Source organism: Cellulomonas sp. KH9 (assembly GCF_900114185.1).
Classification (GTDB): Bacteria; Actinomycetota; Actinomycetes; order Actinomycetales; family Cellulomonadaceae; genus Cellulomonas.
The window spans coordinates 173,042-194,901 of record NZ_FOSE01000003.1; the positions used below are offsets into that span (position 1 = coordinate 173,042).

Annotated in this window: 18 protein-coding genes; 6 read left to right on the forward strand and 12 right to left on the reverse strand. The window is 74.5% G+C overall.

Features of this window, described 5'->3' with window-relative positions; genetic code table 11:
• Positions 1-3: 3 nt before the first annotated feature.
• Positions 4-783, reverse strand: coding sequence for a VOC family protein (locus BMZ16_RS10775; RefSeq protein ID WP_089800358.1), 780 nt, complete (start codon positions 781-783; stop codon positions 4-6).
• A 156-nt stretch (positions 784-939) separates the two neighbouring features.
• Between BMZ16_RS10775 and BMZ16_RS10780 the strand changes: the two genes are divergently transcribed.
• Complete coding sequence (locus tag BMZ16_RS10780; protein ID WP_089801018.1) at positions 940-1,935, forward strand: cation diffusion facilitator family transporter; 996 nt, start codon at positions 940-942, stop codon at positions 1,933-1,935.
• Here the strand turns inward: BMZ16_RS10780 and BMZ16_RS10785 are convergent.
• Together BMZ16_RS10785 and BMZ16_RS10790 are read right to left on the reverse strand one after the other, a co-directional pair.
• Complete coding sequence (locus BMZ16_RS10785) at positions 1,898-2,911, reverse strand: alpha/beta hydrolase (protein ID WP_089800360.1); 1,014 nt, start codon at positions 2,909-2,911, stop codon at positions 1,898-1,900. The two genes, BMZ16_RS10780 and BMZ16_RS10785, sit on opposite strands and share 38 nt — an antisense overlap.
• A gap of 77 nt (positions 2,912-2,988) precedes the next feature.
• Positions 2,989-3,645, reverse strand: a complete 657-nt coding sequence (locus BMZ16_RS10790) for a histidine phosphatase family protein (protein ID WP_089800362.1) — start codon at positions 3,643-3,645, stop codon at positions 2,989-2,991.
• A 195-nt stretch (positions 3,646-3,840) separates the two neighbouring features.
• Here BMZ16_RS10790 and clpB point away from each other — a divergent pair, with 195 nt between their 5' ends.
• Positions 3,841-6,441, forward strand: coding sequence for an ATP-dependent chaperone ClpB (clpB, locus tag BMZ16_RS10795; protein ID WP_089800364.1), 2,601 nt, complete (start codon positions 3,841-3,843; stop codon positions 6,439-6,441).
• An 82-nt stretch (positions 6,442-6,523) separates the two neighbouring features.
• Here the strand turns inward: clpB and BMZ16_RS10800 are convergent, their stop codons facing one another.
• Complete coding sequence (locus BMZ16_RS10800; RefSeq protein ID WP_089800366.1) at positions 6,524-8,776, reverse strand: aryl-beta-d-glycosidase; 2,253 nt, start codon at positions 8,774-8,776, stop codon at positions 6,524-6,526.
• Positions 8,777-8,889: 113 nt separating this feature from the next.
• Here BMZ16_RS10800 and BMZ16_RS10805 point away from each other — a divergent pair, with 113 nt between their 5' ends.
• Positions 8,890-9,597 (forward strand): DedA family protein, encoded by a 708-nt coding sequence (locus BMZ16_RS10805; protein ID WP_089800369.1) that lies wholly within the window; start codon positions 8,890-8,892, stop codon positions 9,595-9,597.
• Positions 9,598-9,699: 102 nt separating this feature from the next.
• Here the strand turns inward: BMZ16_RS10805 and BMZ16_RS10810 are convergent, their stop codons facing one another.
• The 3 genes from BMZ16_RS10810 to BMZ16_RS10820 form a co-directional block, all read right to left on the reverse strand.
• Positions 9,700-10,266 carry a septum formation family protein gene (locus tag BMZ16_RS10810; RefSeq protein WP_255366566.1) on the reverse strand — a complete coding sequence of 189 codons (567 nt, stop codon included), beginning with the start codon at positions 10,264-10,266 and terminating at the stop codon, positions 9,700-9,702.
• 29 nt (positions 10,267-10,295) lie between these two features.
• A complete protein-coding gene (locus BMZ16_RS10815) occupies positions 10,296-11,819 on the reverse strand; it encodes a DUF4190 domain-containing protein (RefSeq protein WP_089800370.1) in 1,524 nt (507 codons plus the stop codon).
• 72 nt (positions 11,820-11,891) lie between these two features.
• Positions 11,892-12,686 carry an exodeoxyribonuclease III gene (locus BMZ16_RS10820; protein ID WP_089800371.1) on the reverse strand — a complete coding sequence of 265 codons (795 nt, stop codon included), beginning with the start codon at positions 12,684-12,686 and terminating at the stop codon, positions 11,892-11,894.
• Between the two features lie 150 nt (positions 12,687-12,836).
• Here BMZ16_RS10820 and BMZ16_RS10825 point away from each other — a divergent pair, with 150 nt between their 5' ends.
• A complete protein-coding gene (locus BMZ16_RS10825) occupies positions 12,837-13,865 on the forward strand; it encodes a glycoside hydrolase family 43 protein (protein ID WP_089801022.1) in 1,029 nt (342 codons plus the stop codon).
• 75 nt (positions 13,866-13,940) lie between these two features.
• Here BMZ16_RS10825 and BMZ16_RS10830 read toward each other — a convergent pair whose 3' ends face one another.
• From BMZ16_RS10830 to BMZ16_RS10850, 5 genes are all read right to left on the reverse strand, one after another.
• Positions 13,941-14,504 (reverse strand): hypothetical protein, encoded by a 564-nt coding sequence (locus BMZ16_RS10830; RefSeq protein ID WP_089800372.1) that lies wholly within the window; start codon positions 14,502-14,504, stop codon positions 13,941-13,943.
• Between the two features lie 12 nt (positions 14,505-14,516).
• A complete protein-coding gene (locus BMZ16_RS10835) occupies positions 14,517-15,665 on the reverse strand; it encodes a zinc-dependent alcohol dehydrogenase (RefSeq protein ID WP_089801024.1) in 1,149 nt (382 codons plus the stop codon).
• Positions 15,666-15,919: 254 nt separating this feature from the next.
• Entirely contained in the window at positions 15,920-17,440 is a 1,521-nt protein-coding gene (glpK, locus tag BMZ16_RS10840; RefSeq protein ID WP_089800373.1) for a glycerol kinase GlpK, read from the reverse strand.
• A 41-nt stretch (positions 17,441-17,481) separates the two neighbouring features.
• Positions 17,482-18,219, reverse strand: coding sequence for an MIP/aquaporin family protein (locus BMZ16_RS10845; RefSeq protein ID WP_089800374.1), 738 nt, complete (start codon positions 18,217-18,219; stop codon positions 17,482-17,484).
• 116 nt (positions 18,220-18,335) lie between these two features.
• Positions 18,336-20,147 (reverse strand): glycerol-3-phosphate dehydrogenase/oxidase, encoded by a 1,812-nt coding sequence (locus tag BMZ16_RS10850; RefSeq protein WP_089800376.1) that lies wholly within the window; start codon positions 20,145-20,147, stop codon positions 18,336-18,338.
• Positions 20,148-20,326: 179 nt separating this feature from the next.
• Here BMZ16_RS10850 and BMZ16_RS10855 point away from each other — a divergent pair, with 179 nt between their 5' ends.
• Positions 20,327-21,307, forward strand: coding sequence for a sugar-binding transcriptional regulator (locus tag BMZ16_RS10855; RefSeq protein WP_089801026.1), 981 nt, complete (start codon positions 20,327-20,329; stop codon positions 21,305-21,307).
• Positions 21,308-21,342: 35 nt separating this feature from the next.
• Positions 21,343-21,858, forward strand: a complete 516-nt coding sequence (locus tag BMZ16_RS10860; protein ID WP_089801027.1) for an amino-acid N-acetyltransferase — start codon at positions 21,343-21,345, stop codon at positions 21,856-21,858.
• Positions 21,859-21,860 lie beyond the last annotated feature (2 nt).

The window sequence follows — 21,860 nt, forward strand, 5'->3', positions numbered from 1 at the left end:
GGCTCAGGCGACGAGGTCCTCCGGGGGTGCCTGGAGCAGCGCCACCACCTCGCCCGCGGGGCCGCGGACCAGCAGCATGCGGCCGTAGGGCGTGTCCTCCGGCCCGCTGACGACCTCGCCGCCGAGCTCGGCGACGCGCGGCGCGATCGCGTCGGCGTCCTCGACGGCCACGTACCAGGTCCACGCCGCGGGCACGTCGCCCGCGCGGGGGCCGTACCCGCCGACGCCCATCGCCGGGGCCCCGCCGACCGACAGCGACGTGTACGTGAAGTCGGGTGCGCTCATGTCCTGCTGCTCGTAGCCGAACAGCTCGGTGTAGAACCGGCGGGCGCCGTCCGGGTCGTGCGACATCTGCTCGGCCCACACGAACGTGCCGGGCACGTCGGTCACCTGCCAGCCGGTGCGGGTGCCGGCCTCCCACAGGCCGACGACGGCACCCGTCGGGTCGCACAGCACCGCGAGGCGCCCCAGGTCGAGCTCCGTCACCGGGTCGACCACCACGGTCGCGCCGGCCGCGACGGCGCGCTCGACGCTCTGCAGGAGGTCGTCGGTCGCGAGGTAGACGCACCACCCGGAGGGGCGCGGCACGTCGGCGACCTTGATGCCGGCGACCACGTTCCCGTCGACGGTGGCCGTGACGTAGCCGCCCGTCTCCGGCCCGCCGATGCTCAGCTGCCACCCGAGCAGACCGCCGTAGAACCGCTGCGTCGGGCCGAGCTCCGTGACGGTGAGGTCCGCCCAGCCGGGGACTCCGGCGGGCCACGGGCTGGTGCTGACGGTCATCGGTCCTCCGGCGTCGGGCGCGGACGTCCGTCCGCGGGGCGAGCACAGCCAACCACCGCGCCCCGCCGCGCGCACGACGGGCGGCCGTGCTACTCCGGACGCATGGGGGCACACGAGCGCACGCCCGACGCCGCGGGGACGGCCGCGGGCCGGGGCATGGAGGGGCCGGTGCGCCCGGTCGACGGCGGCGGCGAGTCGACGCGGACCGTGGTCCTGGCGCTGCTGGCCAACGTGCTGGTCGCGGCCACCAAGACCGTCGCCGCGAGCATCACCGGAGCCGCCTCGATGCTCGCCGAGGCGTCGCACTCGTGGGCGGACGCCGGCAACGAGGTGTTCCTCATCGTCGCCCAGCGCCGCGCCGGACGGCCCGCCGACGCGTCCCACCCGTTCGGGTACGGCCGGGAGGTCTACGTCTGGTCGATGTTCGCCGCGATCGGGCTGTTCGCGGTCGGTGCCGGGGTGTCGGTCACCCACGGCGTCCACGAGCTGACGGACCCCGAGCCCGCCTCGGACTTCCTCGTCGCGTACGTCGTGCTCGCGGTCGCGTTCGTCCTGGAGGTCACGTCGTTCCTGCAGGCGTGGCGGCAGAGCCGGGCGGAGGCGCGGGCCCGCGACCGGGGCGTGCTCGAGCAGGTCCTGGCCACGTCCGACCCCACGGTCCGTGCCGTGTTCTTCGAGGACTCCTCGGCGCTGATCGGCCTGGTCATCGCCGCGGCGGGGATCGTGGCCAACCAGGTGACGGGCTCGTCGGTGCCCGACGCGATCGGCTCGATCCTCGTCGGCCTGCTGCTGGCGGTCGTCGCGTTCGTCCTCATCTGGCGCAACGTGCGGTTCCTGGTCGGGGAGACCGTCGACCCGGCCCTGCACGCGGCCGCGCTGCGGGCGATCCTCGCGATGCCGCAGGTCGCGCGGGTGACCCAGCTGCGCATCGACGTGGTCGGCGCGCGCCGGGTGTTCCTCACGGGTGCGGTCGACCTGGCGGGCGACCACGACGAGGTGGAGTCGTCCCACCTGCTGGCGCAGGTCGAGGCCGCCCTGCGTCGGTCGCGGGGCGTGGTCGGCGTCGTCCTGTCGCTCTCCGAGCCGGGCGAGCCGTCGCTCGTCCCCCCGCCCCTCAGCGGGGCGGGAGGCGGGACGCCAGGAAGTCGGTGACCTCGCGCAGGTAGCGCTCACGCACGGGCGCCGCCGAGAGGGCCAGGTCGTGCGCCCCGCCGGCCACCTCGACGTACGTGACGTCGTCGCCGAGCAGGGGCGCGCGACGGGCGATCTGGGCGGGGTCGAGCACCGAGTCGGTCGTCAGCAGCGCGTCGTGGTGGCGGTCGTCCGGCCCCGCGGCGTCGGAGGCCAGCACCAGCACGGGCACGTCGACGGCGAGCCCGCGGGCGACCCGGGCGTGCGCGCGGCGCACGGTGCGGCCGAACCCGGTGTGGACGGGGAAGCCGTCGTGCGGCTTCCAGGCGAGGTCGTAGTCCCACTCCCCGCCGGTGTCGCGGTGCAGCGCCCGGCCGTAGTGCGGCGCGATGCCGCGCAGCGGGATCCGCGGTGCCCGGCCGCCCACGAGGTCGATCATGCGGGTCAGCAGGGTCCGCTCGAACAGCGAGCCGCGCAGGTCGAGCCACGGGGAGTTGAGCACCAGGGCGTCGACCAGCCCGAGGTCGCGGCGGGCGTCGGCCCACAGCGCGGCCGTCAGCCCGCCGGTGGAGTGACCCATGAGCACGAGCACGTCGTGGTCGCGGCGCAGCAGGCGGACGGCCGCGTCGATCTCCTCGGCGTACACCGCCAGGTCGGTCGTCTCGTTGGGCGGCCGGCCGGGGCGGATCGAGCGGCCGTGGTCCCGCAGGTCCAGGGCGTAGGCGTCGTACCCCGCGGCGGCCAGGGCGTCGCCGACGTGGGGGTGGAAGAAGTAGTCGACGAACCCGTGCAGGTACAGCACCGCGCGGCGGGTCGTGGGGACGTCCGCGTCGGGGACCCGCCGCACGAGCGTGGCGACGGGATCCACGCGGGTGCGGCGTGCGACCGCGTCGGGGCGCAGGTGCAGCGTGCGGGCCCGCCAGCCCTCGCCGAGCACGTCCGTGCCCTCCTCGTCCCAGGTCCCCGGGGTGGGGCGGGCGTCCTCGTCGTCGACCACGCGCCGATCCTCGCACGCGCGCACCGTCCCGGGGTCGCCACCCGGCCGACGTGCGGCCGACCGGGTGGCGGCGCGCCTCAGGCGACGGACGGCACGGGTGTCGGCGTGCGCATCGGACGGGCCGCGACGTGGCCCGAGCCGGCGACGTCGAGCGCGAGGGACGTGATGCGGGCGGTGCCGTCGGGGTCCACCTCGACCGTGGAGACCGAGGCGTTGGGCAGCGGGACCAGCCCGACCTCGTCGACGGTCGCGAGGTACGCGCCGAGGGCCAGGCCGTGACCGACGACGAGCACGTGACCGGCGGGGTGCGCCGCCGCGAGCCGCGCGAAGACGTCGCGGGTGCGCTCCATGAAGTCGGCGCCGGGCTCGCCGCCCGGCAGGCCGGGGTGCGTCCCGGCGAGCACGTCGGTCACGAGGTCGGGCCAGGCGACCACGTCGTCCAGCACGCGCTCGGGCTTCTGCTCGTAGACGCCGAACGCGTACTCCAGCAGCCCGCGGTCGGTGCGCAGCGGGACGTCCGGGTGGTGGCGCAGCAGCTCCACCGCGGTGGCCACGGCGCGCCCCGACGGGGAGGACCAGGCGGCGGTGAACGGGGTGCCGGCCAGGTGCCGGGCCGTGGCGCGCACCCCGGCGCGCCCGTCGCGTGTGAGGGGTGAGTCGCAGCGGCCCTGCAGGATGCGCCGCGCGTTGAAGTGGGTGCGTCCGTGGCGGACGAGGGTCAGCGTGAGGGTCATCGGTGCCCCGCTCTCGGTCGGTGTCGCGGCCGACGCTAGGGAGGCGACGTGTCCTGCGGGGAACGTGGGCGTGTCGCCCGGGTGACGGTTGTCCGGGCGATGGCGGCGCGAAGTTGAGCGGAATAGACTCAACTTCGGTCGTCGTTGACCCGGTCGACGACAGACGACACCTGCACCACCTCCCGGAGGTCCTCGTTGGACGCGAAGTTCACCACCCGCTCGCAGGAGGCGCTGGGCGACGCGATCGCCCAGGCGAGCGCCGCCGGCAATCCCCAGCTGGAGCCGGCGCACGTCCTCAACGCCCTGCTCCAGCAGGACGGCGGCGTCGCCAACGGCCTGCTCGACGCGGTCGGCGCCGACCGCCAGCAGCTCGGCCGCGCGGTGCGCGGCATCCTCGTGAACCTGCCCTCGTCGACCGGCGCGTCCGTCGCGCAGCCGTCGGCGTCCCGGCAGACCGCCGCCGCGCTCGAGGCGGCGAACGCCGAGGCCCGCAGCCTCGGTGACGACTACGTCTCGACCGAGCACCTGCTCATCGGCCTGGCCGCCGGGCAGTCCGGCGTGGCCGACGCCCTGCGCGCCGCCGGTGCGTCGCGCGACGCCCTGCTGGCCGCGCTGCCCACGGTGCGCGGCAACGCGCGCGTGACCAGCCCCAACCCCGAGGGCACGTACAAGGCGCTCGAGCAGTACGGCGTCGACCTCACGCAGCGGGCGCGCGACGGCAAGCTCGACCCCGTGATCGGCCGGGACGCCGAGATCCGCCGCGTCGTGCAGGTGCTGTCGCGGCGCACCAAGAACAACCCCGTGCTCATCGGTGAGCCCGGCGTCGGCAAGACCGCCGTCGTCGAGGGGCTCGCCCAGCGCATCGTCGCCGGTGACGTGCCCGAGTCCCTGCGGGACAAGAAGCTCGTCTCGCTCGACCTCGCGTCGATGGTCGCGGGCGCCAAGTACCGCGGGGAGTTCGAGGAGCGGCTCAAGGCCGTCCTCGAGGAGATCACCGCGTCCGACGGGCAGGTCGTCACCTTCATCGACGAGCTGCACACCGTCGTCGGCGCCGGTGCGGGCGGCGAGGGCGCCATGGACGCGGGCAACATGCTCAAGCCCATGCTCGCGCGCGGTGAGCTGCGCCTGGTCGGCGCCACCACCCTCGACGAGTACCGCGAGCGCATCGAGAAGGACCCCGCGCTCGAGCGCCGCTTCCAGCAGGTGTTCGTCGGTGAGCCGTCGGTCGAGGACACCGTCGCGATCCTGCGCGGGCTCAAGGAGCGGTACGAGGCGCACCACAAGGTCACCATCGCGGACTCCGCACTGGTCGCCGCCGCGACGCTGTCCGACCGGTACATCACGGGCCGCCAGCTGCCCGACAAGGCCATCGACCTGGTCGACGAGGCCGCGTCCCGGCTGCGCATGGAGCTCGACTCCTCCCCGGTCGAGATCGACGAGCTGCAGCGGGCCGTCACGCGCCTCGAGATGGAGGAGGTCGTGCTGTCGGAGGCCGACGACCCGGGCTCCGCCGACCGCCTCGAGCGGCTGCGCGCCGACCTGGCCGACCGCCGCGAGGAGCTCGCCTCCCTCAACGCCCGCTGGGAGAAGGAGAAGGCCGGGCACAACCTCGTCGGCGACCTGCGCGCCCGCCTGGACCAGCTGCGCGCCGACGCCGAGCGAGCCCAGCGCGAGGGCGACCTCGCGACCGCCGGTCGCCTGCTCTACGGCGAGATCCCCGCCGTGGAGAAGGAGATCGCGCAGGCCGAGGCGTCCGAGGCGGCGGAGGACACGGAGCTCGCCGCCGAGCAGACGCCGATGATCGCCGAGAAGGTCGGCCCCGACGAGGTCGCGGAGGTCGTCGCCGCGTGGACCGGCATCCCGGCCGGGCGGCTGCTGGAGGGCGAGACCCAGAAGCTGCTGCGCATGGAGGAGGTGCTCGGCGAGCGCCTGATCGGTCAGACGAAGGCCGTCGCTGCGGTCTCCGACGCGGTGCGCCGGGCCCGGGCGGGCATCTCCGACCCGGACCGGCCCACCGGCTCCTTCCTGTTCCTCGGCCCCACGGGCGTCGGCAAGACCGAGCTGGCCAAGGCGCTCGCGAACTTCCTGTTCGACGACGAGCGCGCCATGGTCCGCATCGACATGTCGGAGTACGGCGAGAAGCACTCCGTCGCGCGCCTGGTCGGTGCGCCCCCGGGGTACGTCGGCTACGAGGAGGGCGGTCAGCTCACCGAGGCGGTGCGCCGCCGCCCGTACTCCGTGGTGCTGCTCGACGAGGTCGAGAAGGCGCACCCGGAGGTCTTCGACATCCTCCTGCAGGTGCTCGACGACGGTCGCCTGACCGACGGCCAGGGCCGCACGGTCGACTTCCGCAACGTCATCCTCGTGCTGACCTCGAACCTCGGCTCGCAGTTCCTCGTCGACCCCGTGCTGGACGACGCCGCGAAGCGCGAGGCGGTCATGGGGGCCGTGCGCTCGGCGTTCAAGCCGGAGTTCCTCAACCGGCTCGACGACATCGTGCTGTTCGACGCCCTCACGCTGGAGGAGATCGGGCAGATCGTCGACCTGCAGGTCGCGTCGCTGGCCCGGCGGCTGTCCGACCGGCGCCTCACGCTCGACGTCTCCGAGGGTGCGCGCGAGTGGCTCGCGCTCGAGGGCTACGACCCGGCGTACGGGGCGCGGCCGCTGCGCCGGCTGGTGCAGAAGGAGATCGGCGACCGCCTGGCCCGCGCGCTGCTCGCGGGCGAGATCCACGACGGCGACGCGCTGCGCGTCGACCTCGCCGACGGCGGACTGACGGTCACCGCCACCCGCTGAGCACCGCCGCCCGGGTGCGGGTCGTCCCCCGGGGGGACGCGCCCGCACCCGCCGGCGGACGCGGGTCCGTCGGCGACGCGGCTCAGCGGGTCGCGGCCACCAGGGCCTCGACGTCCTGCGGCGTCATCCCCTGGACGCCCAGGTCGGCGATGACCCGCAGCGGCATCTGCGCGACCATCGCCGCGACGGTCGGGTCGAGGTCCGGCAGCCCGGCGCTCTCGAGCGCGCCGGCCAGCACCCGCGAGCCGACCGGGTGCTCCATCCACTCGGCGAGCGTGGAGTCGCCCGTCAGCTCGCCCCACATCGGCTCCCCGACCACGTCGACGGCGACGGACGCCCGCACGTCGCGCGACGACGCGCCCACCTCGACCACGAACCGCCCGCTCTCGACGACCCACCGCCGCAGCCCGGGGTGCCAGTAGGACAGCGCTCGCGCGCCGAGGGTGAACGTCACCTCGCCCGACGCACCCGGCTCGAGGTCGACCGGGGCGAAGGCCCGCAGCTCGCGGGTCGGCCGCACGACCGCCGCCTCGGGGTCGCGGACGTACACCTGCACCACCTCACGCCCCGCGCGGGACCCGGTGTTGGTCACCGTGACCGCCACGTCCAGGCGCACGTCGGCGCCCTCGCCGTGGACCTCGACCCGCAGGCCGTCGTACGCCCACGTCGTATAGCCCAGGCCGTGCCCGAAGGGGTAGGCGACGTCCATGGCGCGCGTGTCGTACCAGCGGTACCCGACCAGCACGCCCTCGCCGTAGCGCACCCGCCCGGCCTCGCCGGGGAAGTTGCCGAAGGCCGGGGTGTCCTCGAGCCGCAGCGGGATCGTCTCGGTCAGCCGGCCGCCCGGCTCGCGGACGCCGAGCAGGACGTCCGCGACGGCGGACCCGCCCGCCTGCCCGCCGAGCCACGTCTCGAGGACCGCGGCCACGTCGTCGCGCCACGGGGTGGCGCTCACCGCCGAGCCGTTGGCGAGCACGACGACGACCCGCGGGTTCGCCTCCGTCAGCGCGGCGAGGAGGCGCAGCTGGCTGTCCGGCAGGCCCAGCCGGGGACGGTCGTAGCCCTCCGACTCGTCGGGCCCGGGCAGCCCCAGGAACGCCACGACGGTCCCGGCGGTACGCGCCGCCTCGACGGCCGCCGCGAGCAGGGCGTCGTCGTCACCGTCGGGGCCGCCCGCGACGGTGAACCCGGGGGCGAACCCGATCGCCGGGTCCACGGCGCGCAGCGCACCCAGGGCGTCGTCGAGGCGGGTGGGCGTCACCTGCGAGGACCCCGCGCCCTGGTAGCGCGGCGTGCGGGCGAGCTCACCGACGACGAGGAGCCCGGCCGTGCCCGCCAGCGGCAGCAGCGGGGTGCCGTCGACCGGCTCGTTGCGCAGCAGGACCGTGCCGGCCGCCGCGGCCTCGCGGGCCAGCGCGTGGTGGGCGTCGAGGTCGAGGGTCGACGGGTCGCCGTCCGCCGGGAGCGCGCGGGCGGCCAGGTGCAGCGCCCGGCGGGCGGACCGGTCGAGCGCCGCCTCGTCGAGCAGCCCGGCGCGCACCGCCGCGGCGACCTCCTCGTCGGGGCGCGGCCCGACGGCCGGCATCTGCAGGTCCAGCCCGGCCTCCAGCGCCCGCACCCGGTCCCGCACCGCGCCCCAGTCGGACACGACGAGCCCGTCGAAGGCCCATTCGTCGCGCAGCACCCGGGTCAGCAGCCAGGGGTCCTGCGAGGCGTAGACGCCGTTGACCCGGTTGTAGGAGCACATCACGGTCCACGGGCGGGCCTGCGTGACCACGTGCTCGAACGCCGGCAGGTAGATCTCGCGCAGCGTGCGCTCGTCCACGTCGGCGGACACGCGCATGCGGTCCGTCTCCTGGTTGTTCGCGGCGAAGTGCTTGAGCGACGCCCCGACGCCCTGCGACTGGATCCCCTCGACGAGCGCGGCCGCCAGCACCCCGGCGACGTGCGGGTCCTCCGCCACGTACTCGAAGTTGCGGCCGCACAGCGGTGTCCGCTTGATGTTGACCCCGGGGCCGAGCAGCACGGCCACGTCGTGCGCGCGGGTCTCGCGGCCCAGCGCCTCGCCGACGCGTCGCAGCAGGGCGGGGTCCCACGAGGACCCCAGCGCGGCGGCGGTGGGGAAGCACGTCGCCGGGACCTTCGACTCCAGGCTCGGACCGCCGGCCCCCGTCTCCTGCTTGCGCAGGCCGTGCGGGCCGTCGCTCACCATGACCGAGGGGACGCCCAGACGCGGGACCGCCTTGGTGTGCCAGGAGTCCGCTCCCGACGTCAGCGACGCCTTCTCCTCCAGCGTGAGCTCCGCCAGGACCTGCTCGACGTCGAACGGGACCACGTGGCACCTCCGTGTGCGCGACCGGGACGCCGACCACCGTATCGGCGGGTCCCGCACCCGGTGGCTGAGGGCGACGCGCGACCCCGCGCGTCGCGTGGCAGCATGGCGAGGTCATGCACCTGACCGCAGCCGTCCTGTCCGCCGCCGGGTCCGGGACGGAGCTGACCGGCCTGGCCGGCTGGGTCGTCTCCGTGATCGACGCGCTCGGCCCCGTCGGGGTGGGGCTGCTCGTCGCGCTCGAGAACCTCTTCCCGCCCATCCCGTCCGAGGTCGTGCTGCCCGTCGCCGGGTACGTCGCGTCGCAGGGTGGCATGTCGCTGGTCTGGGCGGTCGTCGCCGCCACCACCGGGGCGGTGGTCGGCGCGTGGGCGTTGTACGGCCTGGGCGCCTGGGTCGGGCGGGTGCGCATCCGCCGCTGGCTCGAGCGCGTCCCGCTGATGGACGCGCAGGACCTCGACCAGGCCGAGGGGTGGTTCCTGCGGCACGGCGGCGCGGCCGTGCTGATCGGCCGGTGCGTGCCCGTGGTCCGCAGCCTCATCTCCGTGCCCGCGGGCGTCGAGCGGATGAACCCGGGCCGGTTCACCCTGTACACGCTGGTCGGGTCGGCCGTGTGGAACGGCGGCCTCGTGTGGGCCGGCTACGCGCTGGGGTCGCAGTGGGAGGACATCGGCCGGTACAGCGACTGGCTCAACGCGGTCGTGTACGCGGCCATCGCCGTGGTGCTGGTGCGGTTCGTGTGGACCCGCACGGGGGCGCGGGCGGAGCGTCGGCGTGCGGCCCGGAGCCCCGCGCCGGACGGGCCGCCGACGCCGGAGCACTGACGCCCGCGCGCCGACGCCCGCGCGCCGACGCCCGAGCGCTGAGCCGCTGGGCTGCGCGGGAGCGCGGAGCCGTGCGCCGGCGCCGGTGACCGGTCCGGGCGGTCAGCCCGCGTCGACCGCCGTGCCGTCGACGAACGACCCGGTGACCGGTGCCGGCGGCACCGCGAGGCAGAGTCCCGTGCGGTCGCCGCGGGACCAGCCCGCCTCCGTGGGTGCCCAGGTGACCACCCGCACACCGGCCTCGACCTCGGCGTCACTGAGCACGCACGAGCGGGCGACGCGCGTGTGCGCACCGTCCTGGCCGGGCCACACGGCCGCGGCGTCGAACGCGTACTCGCCGACCACCTGGGCCGCGTGCGCCTGCGCGCACGGCACGACCCGCACCCGGTCGACGTCCCCGTCGGCCGGGAGCTCCGCCAGGCACGACCCGGTGACGAGCTGGGCGGCGTACGCGTCCGTCGGTTCGGTGACGTCCGCCGGCAGGGGTGCGCTGCGGGCGGACGTGACGGCGCGCGTGCCGAGCACGGAGCCCACCGCGACGACCGCGACGGCCGCGAGGGCGGCCGCGGCGACCCGCACCCGCCGTCGGGCGCGGGTGCGCGCCTGTGCTGCCTCCTGCCAGCCCGGCGCGTAGTACGTCGGGGGGTTGGGGTCCTCCGGCACGTCCACGGGGGGCGACGTCCGGTCGTCGGGGGTGCTCAGGGCTGCGTCCCCGACGGTGCGACGAGGGAGCCGCCCGCGGCGTCGAGGCCCTCGTAGACGCAGTAGGCCACGAGCTCGCCGGCCACCACCTGGTCGGGGTGGGGGAGCCACACGTCGGCCCACCCCTGCTCGGCCAGGCCCGGGTCCAGGGCGTCGACGACGTCCGCGCACTGCGTGTACGCCGCGTCGGACACCGGGTCCTCGGCCGCGACGTCGGTGGCAGGGGAGCCCGTCACCGTGAGCCGGGCGACCACCTCCGCCGTGTGCTCCTGCTCGCACGGCACGACCACGGCGTCGGAGAGGTCGAACGACCCCGGCGCTGTCGCCCAGCAGGTGCCGACCGCGACGTCCTGCGGCAGGACGTAGCCGGGCAGCTGGTACGACTGCTGCTCGCCCAGCCCCTCGAGCTGCTCGCCCAGCTCGCCGAGCAGCTGGTCGAGGTCGTCGGACGACCCGCTGCCGCTCCCGGTACCGCCGCCGTCCAGGTCGTCGAGGAGGCGGTCGAGCTCGCTGGTGCTCTCCGTGATCTCGCTGACCTGCTGGGCCTGGTCGGAGCCCCACTGCACCACGGCGGCGAGCACCGCGACGGTGGCCACGAGCACCGCGGTGCCGATCGCGCCGACCACGATGCCGGCGATCGCCATGCCGCGCCCGCGCGCCCCGCTGCGGCGGATGCGCGGCAGCGCGGCGATCCCGAGACCGAGCCCCACGGGCCCGGTGAGGCCGCACAGCAGCACGAGCCCGCCCACGGACGTCACCAGGGAGGCGACGGCCATCCCGTCGGTGGGCACGGGCGCGCCGGGGTAGGGCGGTGGGTAGCCCTGCGGGCCGTACCCGGGAGCGCCCGGTGCACCGTACGCGGGGCCGCCGTACGGGACGCCGGAGGGGGGCTGCGCGGGCGGGGTCCCGTACGGCGGGGCCGGGGTGCCGGGCGCCGGCGGAGGCGGCGGACCGAGGGCCGTCGCGCCGGGCGAGGGTGCCGCGCTGGAGGGCGCGGGCGAGCCGTAGGGCGCCGCGGGGACCCCGCCGTACGGCGAGGGACCGGTTGTGGCGTCGGCCGGTGCCGCACCGCCGGTGGTCACGTCGCGGCGGACGGCCCACGGGTCCGCCGCGGCGGTGCCGTCGGCGGTGGCCGGGGCGGCCGGCGTGCCCGGTGCAGGCGGCACGGGCGCTCCGGACGGCACGGGCGCACCGGGCGGGGTGGGCGCTCCGGACGCGGCGGGCGGCGTCGGCGTCACGGTGCGCGGGACGACCGACGGCGGCGTGGGCGCGGTCCACGTCAGCGGCTGGGTGTCGTTCAGGGCCGTGGAGATCGGCTGGGTGTCGCCGGCCCCGGGTGCGGTCCCGGCGCCGTACACGGGGGACGAGGAGGTGCCCCAGGCGGTCGAGTCGGGCGACGCCGGCCCGTCCGGCGCCGGGATGTCCGGGACGGCCTCGGTCTCACCGGTGGTCGGCGGCTCGGGGACGGACGGCGCGTCCGTCCCCTCGGCGGGCTCGGGCGCGCGGTCGTCGGACGTCATGGACGGCAACCTAGTGGAGCCCGCGCCCCGGCACGCGGCCGACCGGTCGATACCACCCGGTCCCCGTGCCCGTCAGGCGCCCTCGATCTCGAGGACCACCGGCACGTGGTCGGACGGCTGCTTGCCCTTGCGCTCGTCGCGCTCGATGCGCACGCCGGTGACGCGCGCGGCGAGGGCGGGGCTGGCGTAGGTGAGGTCGATGCGCATCCCCTCGTTCCGCGGGAAGCGCAGCTGCTGGTAGTCCCAGTAGGTGTAGGTGTGCTCGGCGGGCAGGTGCACCCGCGACACCTCGGTGTACCCGGCGTGCGCGATCGCCTCGAAGGCCTCGCGCTCGGCCGGCGTGACGTGCGTGCGACCGGCGAACCACGCGGCGTCCCACACGTCCGTGTCGAGCGGCGCGATGTTCCAGTCGCCGACCATCGCCACCTGCGCGGCGGGGTCGGCGGTCAGCCAGCCCTGCGCCGCGTCGCGCAGCGCTGCGAGCCAGTCGAGCTTGTACGCGTAGTGGGGGTCGCCGACCTCGCGGCCGTTCGGCACGTACAGGCTCCAGACGCGCACTCCGCCGCACGTGGCGCCGAGCGCCCGGGCCTCCGCGACCGCAGGGTCGCCCCACGTCGGCTGGCCGGGGAACCCGCGCTCGACGTCCTGCAGACCGACGCGGGAGATCACGGCGACGCCGTTCCACTGCGAGTACCCGTGCGTCGCGACCTCGTACCCGAGCGCCTCGAACGGCTCGCGCGGGAACGCCTCGTCCTTGACCTTCGTCTCCTGCAGGGCCAGGACGTCGACGCCCGACCGCTCGAGGAAGCCGACGGCCCGGTCCAGCCGGGCACGGATCGAGTTGATGTTCCACGTGGCGACTCGCATGGCGCCCGAGGCTACCGGCGCGCACCGACACCCCCGGGCTGCGTCGCAACTTTCGGCGTGGACGGCGCAACCGGTGACGATCCGCGGCCGGTAGGGTGCGGCCGGGTGCGCCCGACGGGGGCGCGGCACGCAGGAGACGGGCGGCACGTGGTGAGCGGACCGGTATCGGACGTCGAGGACGTCGTCGGCACGGCGGGGGCGGTCGCGGCGGCGGACGCCGCAGCACCGCTCGACGGTCCGCTCGTCGAGGGCGTGTGGACCGCGGACCCCTCGGGCCACGTCTGGGACGGCGTGCTGTACGTCTACACGTCGCACGACGAGGAGACCGGCGTCCCGCGCGACGACGACGGCAGCCAGTACGACATGCGCGACTACCACGTCCTGGAGCTGCGCGACGTGTCCGGGCCCGTCGTCGACCACGGGCCGGTGCTGCACGTGGCCGACGTGCCGTGGGCCGCACGCCAGATGTGGGCCCCGGACGCGGCCCGTCGCGGCGACACGTACTACCTGTTCTTCCCCGCCAAGGACGCCGACGGCGTGTTCCGCATCGGCGTCGCGACGTCGTGCTCGCCGACGGGCCCGTTCGTCGCCGAGCCGGAGCCGCTCGCCGGCGTCGGCAGCATCGACCCCGCCGTGCTGACGGACCACGACGGCTCCGCGTACCTGTACGTCGGCGGCATCATGGGCGGCCAGCTGCAGCGCTGGGACGGGGACACGTACACCGGCCGGGACGCCTACCCGGCACCCGGTGCCCCCGCGCTGGGGCCGCGCATCGCCCGGCTCACCGACGACCTGCTCGCGCTCGCGGAGCCGACGCGCGAGGTCGTCGTCGTCGACGAGGCGGGGGAGCCGCTCACGCAGGGCGACCCGCGCCGGTTCTTCGAGGGGCCCTGGGTCTCGCGGATCGACGGGCTCTACCACCTGCTGTACTCCACCGGCGAGGCGCACACGCTGGTCCACGCGACGTCGGACTCGCCGTACGGGCCGTTCACGTACCGGGGAACCGTCCTCGAGCCGGTCGCCGGCTGGACCACGCAGGGCTCGCTCGTGGAGCTGGCCGGGCGCTGGTACCTGCTGTACCACGACGCCCACGTGTCCGGCCGCGACCACCTGCGCAACGTGCGGATCGCCCCGCTCACGGTGCACCCCGACGGGCGGCTGACGGCCGACGTGCGCTGACGCCCCGGACGCCCGGCCCGCCCGTGCCCCGGGCAGGCCGGGCGGCCCCGGCGTCGTCGTCTCGGCGTCGTCGGCTCAGCGCCGCCGACGCAGCGCACGCAGCAGTGCGAACGCCGCGGCGCCGCCGGCGATCCACGGCCCGGCGACGATCAGCGCGTCGAGCGGCTGGTGCCGCACGTCGACACGCCCACGACGTGACGCCACCGGGTGCCGGTGCAGCTCGGACAGCACCCCGGTCTCGGTGACCGGGTTGTCCGGTCGCAGCGTGGCGAACGAGCGCAGGTGCGCACCCGCGGCGTCCACGCGGTCCGCGGCGATCAGCAGCAGCCAGTGCGCGGCCCGCCCCTCGCTGAAGCGCTCGTAGGAGTAGCGGCGGATCGCGCCCGACAGCCCGTGCGGCGGCTGCGCCGTCCCGAACACGGGTGTGAGCATCTCGTGCTCGATCGACCGCTCACGGGGGTAGGTCTCCTCCTGGCGGTCCGGGAAGTCCCAGTGCGCGCCCGTGGGCGGCAGGTCGGAGCGCTCGCGCGGCACGGACGGACGGTCGGCGGGGTCGAGGTCGGCGCCCCAGCCGGGGATGCGTGCGCGCAGCTGCTCGGGGGTCTCGGGCAGCGGGGGCTTGCTGGCGGTGTACGGCATGTCCACGTCCTCTCAGTCCGTGCCGGGCACGATGACGGGCTTGATGCAGCCGTCGAGCTTGGCCGACATCACGTGGTAGCCCTCGGCGATGTGCTCGAGCGGGATGCGGTGGGTGATGACGTCGCTGGGCTTGAGGTAGCCGGCCTGGATGTGCTCGAGCAGCCGCGGCCACTGCCGCTTGGCGGGCGCCTGGTTCATGCGCAGCGTGAGGCCCTTGTTCATGGCGTCGCCGAACTTCACGGCCGAGAACATGGGCCCGTACGCGCCCATGACCGACACCGTGCCGCCCTTGCGCACGCCGTCGATCGCCCAGTTCAGCGCGACCGGTGAGCCGCCCTGCAGCTTGAGCTTGGCGGCGGTCACGTGCTGGATGAGGTTGCCGTCCGCCTCGGCGCCGACGGCCTCGATCACGCGGTCCGCGCCCAGCCCGTCGGTCGCCTTCTTCATCTCGACGACGATGTCGTCGTAGTGCGTGTAGTTGCGCGTCTCCGCGAACGCGAACTCGCGCGCCTTCTCCAGCCGGTAGTCCAGCTGGTCCACGACGATCACGCGCCCGGCGCCCATGAGCCACGCGGACCGGGCCGCGAACAGCCCCACCGGGCCGGCGCCGAGCACGACGACCGTGTCGCCCTCGACGATGTCCGCGAGCTGCGCACCGAAGTACCCGGTGGCCAGCGCGTCGGTCATCATCAGCGCGTCCTCGTCGTCGAGCCAGTCCGGGATCTTCGACGGGCCGACGTCCGCGAACGGCACGCGCACGTACTCGGCCTGGCCGCCGTCGTAGCCACCCGTGGTGTGCGAGTACCCGTAGATGCCGCCGACGGCCGTGGCGTTGGGGTTCACGTTGTGGCAGTTGGAGTACAGGCCGCGTGCGCAGAAGAAGCACGTGCCGCAGTAGATGGTGAACGGGACCATCACGCGGTCGCCCACCTGCAGGTTCTGCACGGACGGGCCGACCTGCTCGACCACGCCGACGAACTCGTGGCCGAACGTGTGGCCGATCCGTGTGTCCGGCATCATCCCGTGGTAAAGGTGCAGGTCGGAGCCGCAGATGGCGGCCCGCGCGACGCGCACGACCGCGTCGTTCGGGTGCTCGATCGCCGGGACGTCCTTCTCCTCGACGCGGACCTTGTAGGGCCCGCGGTAGACCATCGCTCGCATCGGATCCTCCGGGTCGGGTGCCCACCAGGGTGCGGACACCACGGCGATCGCGTATCCCGAGGGGCGGGGTCCGCTTCCGCGCGCGGACTCCGTGACGGCATGCCGACGACCCCGAGATGCAGGGCCGCAGGAGGAGCGTCGTCGGGAGGCCGAGGACACGCGACCGGCTCGTCCCGGGGCATGACGTGGGCCCGGGACCTCCCCGTCCCGGGCCCACGTCACCCCGGTGCCCCACGGGCACCGGCGCTCACGGCTCAGCGCACGTCGTCGTCCACCCAGTCGAACGACTTCGTCACGGCCTTCTTCCACAGCCGGTACTGCCGGTCGCGCTCGTCGTCCGCCATGGCGGGCTCCCAGCGCTTGTCCTCCGACCAGTTGTCGATGACGTCCTGCTCGCCGGACCAGTAGCCGACGGCGATGCCCGCCGCGTACGCGGCGCCCAGCGCGGTGGTCTCGGCGATCTTCGGCCGGATCACCGGCACGCCGAGGATGTCGGCCTGGAACTGCATGAGCGCGTCGTTCGCGACCATGCCGCCGTCGACCTTCAGCTCGGTGAGGTCGACGCCCGAGTCGGCGTTCATCGCGTCGAGCACCTCCCGCGTCTGGAAGGCGGTGGCCTCCAGCGCGGCCCGGGCGATGTGCGCCTTGGTGACGTAGCGCGTCAGGCCGACGAGCGCGCCGCGGGCGTCGGAGCGCCAGTACGGGGCGAACAGGCCCGAGAACGCGGGGACGAAGTACGCCCCGCCGTTGTCCTCGACGCTCGCGGCGAGCTTCTCGACCTCGGGGGCCGAGGAGATGATCCCCAGGTTGTCGCGCAGCCACTGCACCAGCGACCCCGTCACCGCGATCGAGCCCTCGAGCGCGTACACCGTGTCACGGTCGCCGATCTTGTAGCAGACCGTGGTGAGCAGGCCGTTCTTCGACGCGATCGGCTCGGTGCCGGTGTTGATGAGCATGAAGTTGCCGGTGCCGTAGGTGTTCTTGGCGTGGCCCACCTCGAAGCACGCCTGCCCGAACGTCGCGGCCTGCTGGTCGCCCAGGATCCCGGCGATCGGCACACCCGGCAGCAGACCGCCCTTGCGGCCCTCGCCGTACACCTCGGACGACGAGCGGATCTCCGGCAGCATCGACACCGGGATCCCCATCTCACCGGCGATCTCCTCGTTCCACGTGAGCGAGTCGATGTTCATGAGCATGGTGCGCGACGCGTTCGTCGGGTCCGTGACGTGGATCCCGCCCCGGGTGCCGCCCGTCATGTTCCACAGGATCCAGGAGTCGGTGTTGCCGAACGCGAGCCGGCCAGCCTCGGCCTTCTCCCGCGCGCCGGCGACGTTGTCGAGGATCCACCGGATCTTGGGGCCGGAGAAGTACGTGGCCAGCGGCAGGCCGACGCGGTCCTTGTAGCGCTCGGCGCCGCCGCCCAGGGCCGCGAGCTCGTCGCAGATCTTCTGCGTGCGGGTGTCCTGCCAGACGATCGCGTTGTAGACCGGCTCACCGGTCTCCCGGTCCCAGACGACCGCGGTCTCGCGCTGGTTGGTGATGCCGACGGCGGCCATCTCCTCGTGCGTGAGGCTGGCGCGGCCCAGCGCCTGGCCGACGACCTCGCGGGTGTTGGTCCAGATCTCCTTCGGGTCGTGCTCGACCCACCCGGCCTTCGGGAAGATCTGCTCGTGCTCCTTCTGTCCCACCGAGACGACGTCGCCCTGGTGGTCGAAGATCATCGCGCGGGTCGAGGTGGTGCCCTGGTCGATCGCCAGGACGTACTGGTCGGTCATCGGGGAGCCTTTCGTCGGGACGGTCGTTCGAAGGGGTGGGGTCAGCCGACGTAGACGCCGGCCAGGAGGCCCGCGAGCACGCCGCCGACGAGCGGGCCGGCGATCGGCACCCACGCGTAGGCCCAGTCGGACGAGCCCTTGCCCTTGATGGGCAGCAGCGCGTGGGCGATGCGTGGCCCGAGGTCACGCGCGGGGTTGATCGCGTAGCCGGTGGGGCCGCCGAGGCTCGCGCCGATGCCGACCACGATCAGCGCCACGGCCAGCGGGCCGATCTCGGCGGGCGTCTCACCGAACGCGAGCACGAAGAAGACGAGCACGAACGTCGCGAGGACCTCGGTGAGGAAGTTCCAGCCGTACGAGCGCAGCTCGGGCCCGGTCGAGAACACACCCAGCTTGACGGCCGGGTCGGCGTCCTCGTCGAAGTGCTTCTTGTACGCGAGGTACGCCAGCCCCGCGCCGACGGCCGCGCCGAGCATCTGCGCCGTCACGTACAGCACGCCGTTGAGCGCGGTCACCGGGATGCCCGGTGCGAACTCCTCGCGACCGCCGGCCCAGATGCCGATCGTCACGGCGGGATTCAGGTGGGCGCCGGACTTGTACGCCGCGTACACGCCGGCGAACACCGCCAGGCCCCATCCGAAGTTGATCATCAGCCAGCCGCCGCCGAACCCCTTGGTGCGCGGCAGGATCGCGTTGGCCACGACCCCCGCCCCCAGCAGGATCAGGATCGCGGTGCCGATGGTCTCCGACCAGAACGCATCACCGATCGTGTAGTCCACTTCAGACCTCTCTCGTCGACGTCGTTGTCACGCGGGTCACCGCCGGGGGCTCACGTCGCCGCACGGGTGCGGCGGGCCGGTGGTGCGGGGCGGCGGTGCCCCGCACCACCGGTGCCTCAGGTGCCCGCCGGGCCGGCCGCGCCGCGGCCCGACGGCGAGCCGGGCTTGGTGCCGGGGTCGGCGTCCTCGCCCAGCGGGAGCAGCGGCGCCAGGTCCGGCGCCCGCAGGCGCACCTCCTCGGCGGAGGCGTCGTCCGGCTGCGCCGCGGCGGCCTCCTCCGCCTCCGCGCGGGCGCGGTACGCCTCGATCTCCCGGGCGCGGGTCGCGTCGTCCCACCCGAGCACGGGCGCGAGCAGGTCCGCGATCTCGTCGAGCGCGCCCACCCCCCGGTCCGCCTGCTCGTAGTTCAGGCGCGTGCGGTGCATGAGGACGTCGTCCAGGTGCAGCGCACCCTCGTGGCTCGCCGCGTAGACGATCTCGGCCCCGATGTACGCCGGGGCGTGCTCGAGCGGCTGCGCCAGCTCCGGCCGCTCGTCGCACAGGTCCGTCAGCTCCTGCAGCAGCGACCCGTACCGGTGCAGCAGGTGGTCCATGCGCGGGCGGTCCCACCCGTACCGGGCGCCGATGGCGCGGGCCTGGCGCTGCACGACCTTGAGTCCCTCGGCGCCCACCAGCGGCACGTCCTGCGTGATCGACGGCAGGGTCGTGGCGCGTGAGCCGAGCGCGAAGTCGACGGCGTCCTTGGCCATGACGCGGTACGTGGTGAGCTTGCCGCCCGCGACGACCGTGAGGCCGGGCGTCGGGGACGCGACGGTGTGCTCGCGCGACACCTTCGCCGACGACGTGCCCTCCTTGGTGCCCGGCTGCAGCAGCGGGCGCAGGCCCGCCCAGGTCCCGATGACGTCCTCACGGGTCAGGGGACGCGAGAGCACCTGGTTGGCGTGCTCGATGACGTAGTCGATGTCGGCGCTGGTGGCGACGGGGTGCGTGAGCTCCTGCTCCCACGGGGTGTCCGTGGTGCCGATCACCCAGTAGCGGGACCACGGGATGATGAACAGCACCGACTTCTCGGTCTGCAGGATCAGGCCCGTGTTGCCCTCGATCCGCGTGCGCGGCACGACGATGTGGATGCCCTTGGACGCCAGCACCCGCAGGCCGCCGTCGCTGCCCGCCAGGGACTCGGTCTGCTCGGTCCACACGCCGGTGGCGTTGATGACGTGGCGCGCGCGCACGTCGATCCGGTCGCCCGTCTCCAGGTCCACGACCTCGGCGCCGGTCACGGCACCGCCGGTCGTGGTCTGCAGGTCGACGACCTGCGTACGGGACGCGGCGTGCGCGCCGTAGCTGACGGCCGTGCGGACCAGCGTCTCGACCAGCCGTGCGTCGTCGACGCTGGCGTCCCAGTACCGCACCGCGCCGATCGCGGCGTCGTGGCGCAGGTCGGGGAACAGTCGCTCCATCCCCTTGCGGGTCAGGTGGCGGTGGATCGGCATGGCGCGGTGGCTCCCGGAGACCGACGCCAGCGTGTCGTACAGCGCGACGCCCGCGCCGACGTACGCCCGCTCCCACACACGGTTCTCGAGCGGGTAGAGGAAGCTGACGGGCTTGACCAGGTGCGGCGCGAGCCGCGTGATGAGCAGGTCACGCTCGGTCAGGGCCTCACGGACCAGGTGGAAGTCGAGCATCTGCAGGTAGCGCAGGCCCCCGTGGACGAGCTTGCTCGAGCGGCTCGACGTCCCGGACGCCCAGTCCTGCCCCTCGACGATCGCCGTGGACAGGCCGCGGGTCACGGCGTCGAGGGCGATGCCGGCGCCGGTCACGCCACCGCCGACGACGAGGACGTCGAGCTCCTGGCCGACCTCCGAGCTGCGGCGCAGTGCGCCGAGCGCGTCCTGGCGGGCCTGAGCTGTCAGCGGTGCGGTCCTCATGTGGCGGTCCCCTCCCGGTGGAGCCGTGGCTCGGTGGTCGCGGCTCCCGGCGGGGGCCCCCTCGCTCGCCGGGTGCGTCCGATATGGTCATCACGTCCAGAACGGACGCGCAACTCGAATGCACCAACGTGCAGCACGGGGGGTCGCGGCCGTCGTGCCCGGCGGAGGGTGGGTGGCGCGTGTTCGTGGAGCGGGAGCAGGACGTGCTGCGCGCGGCCTCGATGTACTACCTCCAGGACCTCAAGATGGAGGTCATCGCCCGGCACCTCGGCACGTCGCGGTCCACCGTGTCGCGGCTGCTCAAGCGGGCGCGGGAGACCGGGCTCGTCGAGATCACGCTGCGGCCCTCCAGCACCCGGGCGCCCGGTCTCGGTCGCTCGATCTCCGCGGCCTTCGGCATCGACACCTACGTCGTGCCCGTGCCGGACTCCGCCGGCTCGGTGGAGCGGCTCGACCAGGTGGCCATGACCGCCGCACGTCTGATCGGCTCGTGGTTCGACTCCGACATGGTCATGGGCATCGCCTGGGGCACCACGCTCGCGGCCGTCTCGCGGTACCTCGCCCCCAAGCCCACCCGCGGGTCCGCGGTCGTGCAGCTCAACGGCGCGGCGAACATGCGCACCTCCGGCGTCGAGTACGCCTCCGACCTCATCTCGTCGTTCGGCTCCGCGTTCGCCGCCGCCGTGCACCACTTCTCGGTGCCGGCCTTCTTCGACTACCCCGACACCAAGGCCGCCATGTGGCGCGAGCGCTCGGTCCGCCGCGTGCTGGACATGCAGCGCCGCGCCGACATCGCCGTCTTCTCCACCGGTGCGGTCGCCGGCGCCGTCCCGTCGCACGTGTACTCCGCGGGCTACCTCGACGAGACCGACGTCCGCCGCCTGCACGACGAGGGCGTCGTCGGCGACGTGTGCACCGTCTTCCTGCGCGGCGACGGCTCGTGGGAGGACGTCTCGCTCAACAGCCGCGCCACCGGCCCCACCCCCGCCGAGCTGCAGCGGATCCCCCGGCGCGTGTGCGTCGTCGCGGGCGACAACAAGGTGGCGCCGCTGCTCGCCGCGCTGCACGCCCGGGTCGTCACCGACCTCGTGGTCGACGAGGTCACCGCGACAGCCCTGGTCGAGGCCGTCGCCGGGCGCGCGCCCGGACGCCACCGGTGACGGCGCGGGTGCACGTCCGTGCGTAGGTTGTGCGCGTGAGCACCACCGTCCCGGTCGAGATCGCCCCCGCCCTGCCGTCCGACGTCCGCGCGATCCACCGCCTGGTGGAGCCCTACACGCGGGAGCGCATCCTCATCGCCAAGGAGTGGGTCGGGTACTACGAGGCCGTCCAGGAGTTCCTCGTCGCGCGTCCCACCGCCGGCGGGGACCTGGTCGGGTGCGGCGCGCTGCACGTCATGTGGGAGGACCTCGCGGAGATCCGGACCCTCGCGGTGGCGCCCGAGTACCGCGGCCGCGCCGTCGGGCACCTGCTGGTCGACGCGCTGCTGGACCGCGCCCGCCGGCTCGGGCTGCGGCGCGTGTTCTGCCTGACGTTCGAGGTCGACTTCTTCGCCCGGCACGGGTTCCGCGAGATCGACGGCACCCCGGTGCCGCCCGACGTGTACGTCGAGCTGCTGCGCTCCCACGACGACGGGATCGCCGAGTTCCTCGACCTGGCGCGCGTGAAGCCCAACACCCTCGGCAACACGCGCATGCTCCTCGAGCTCTGACC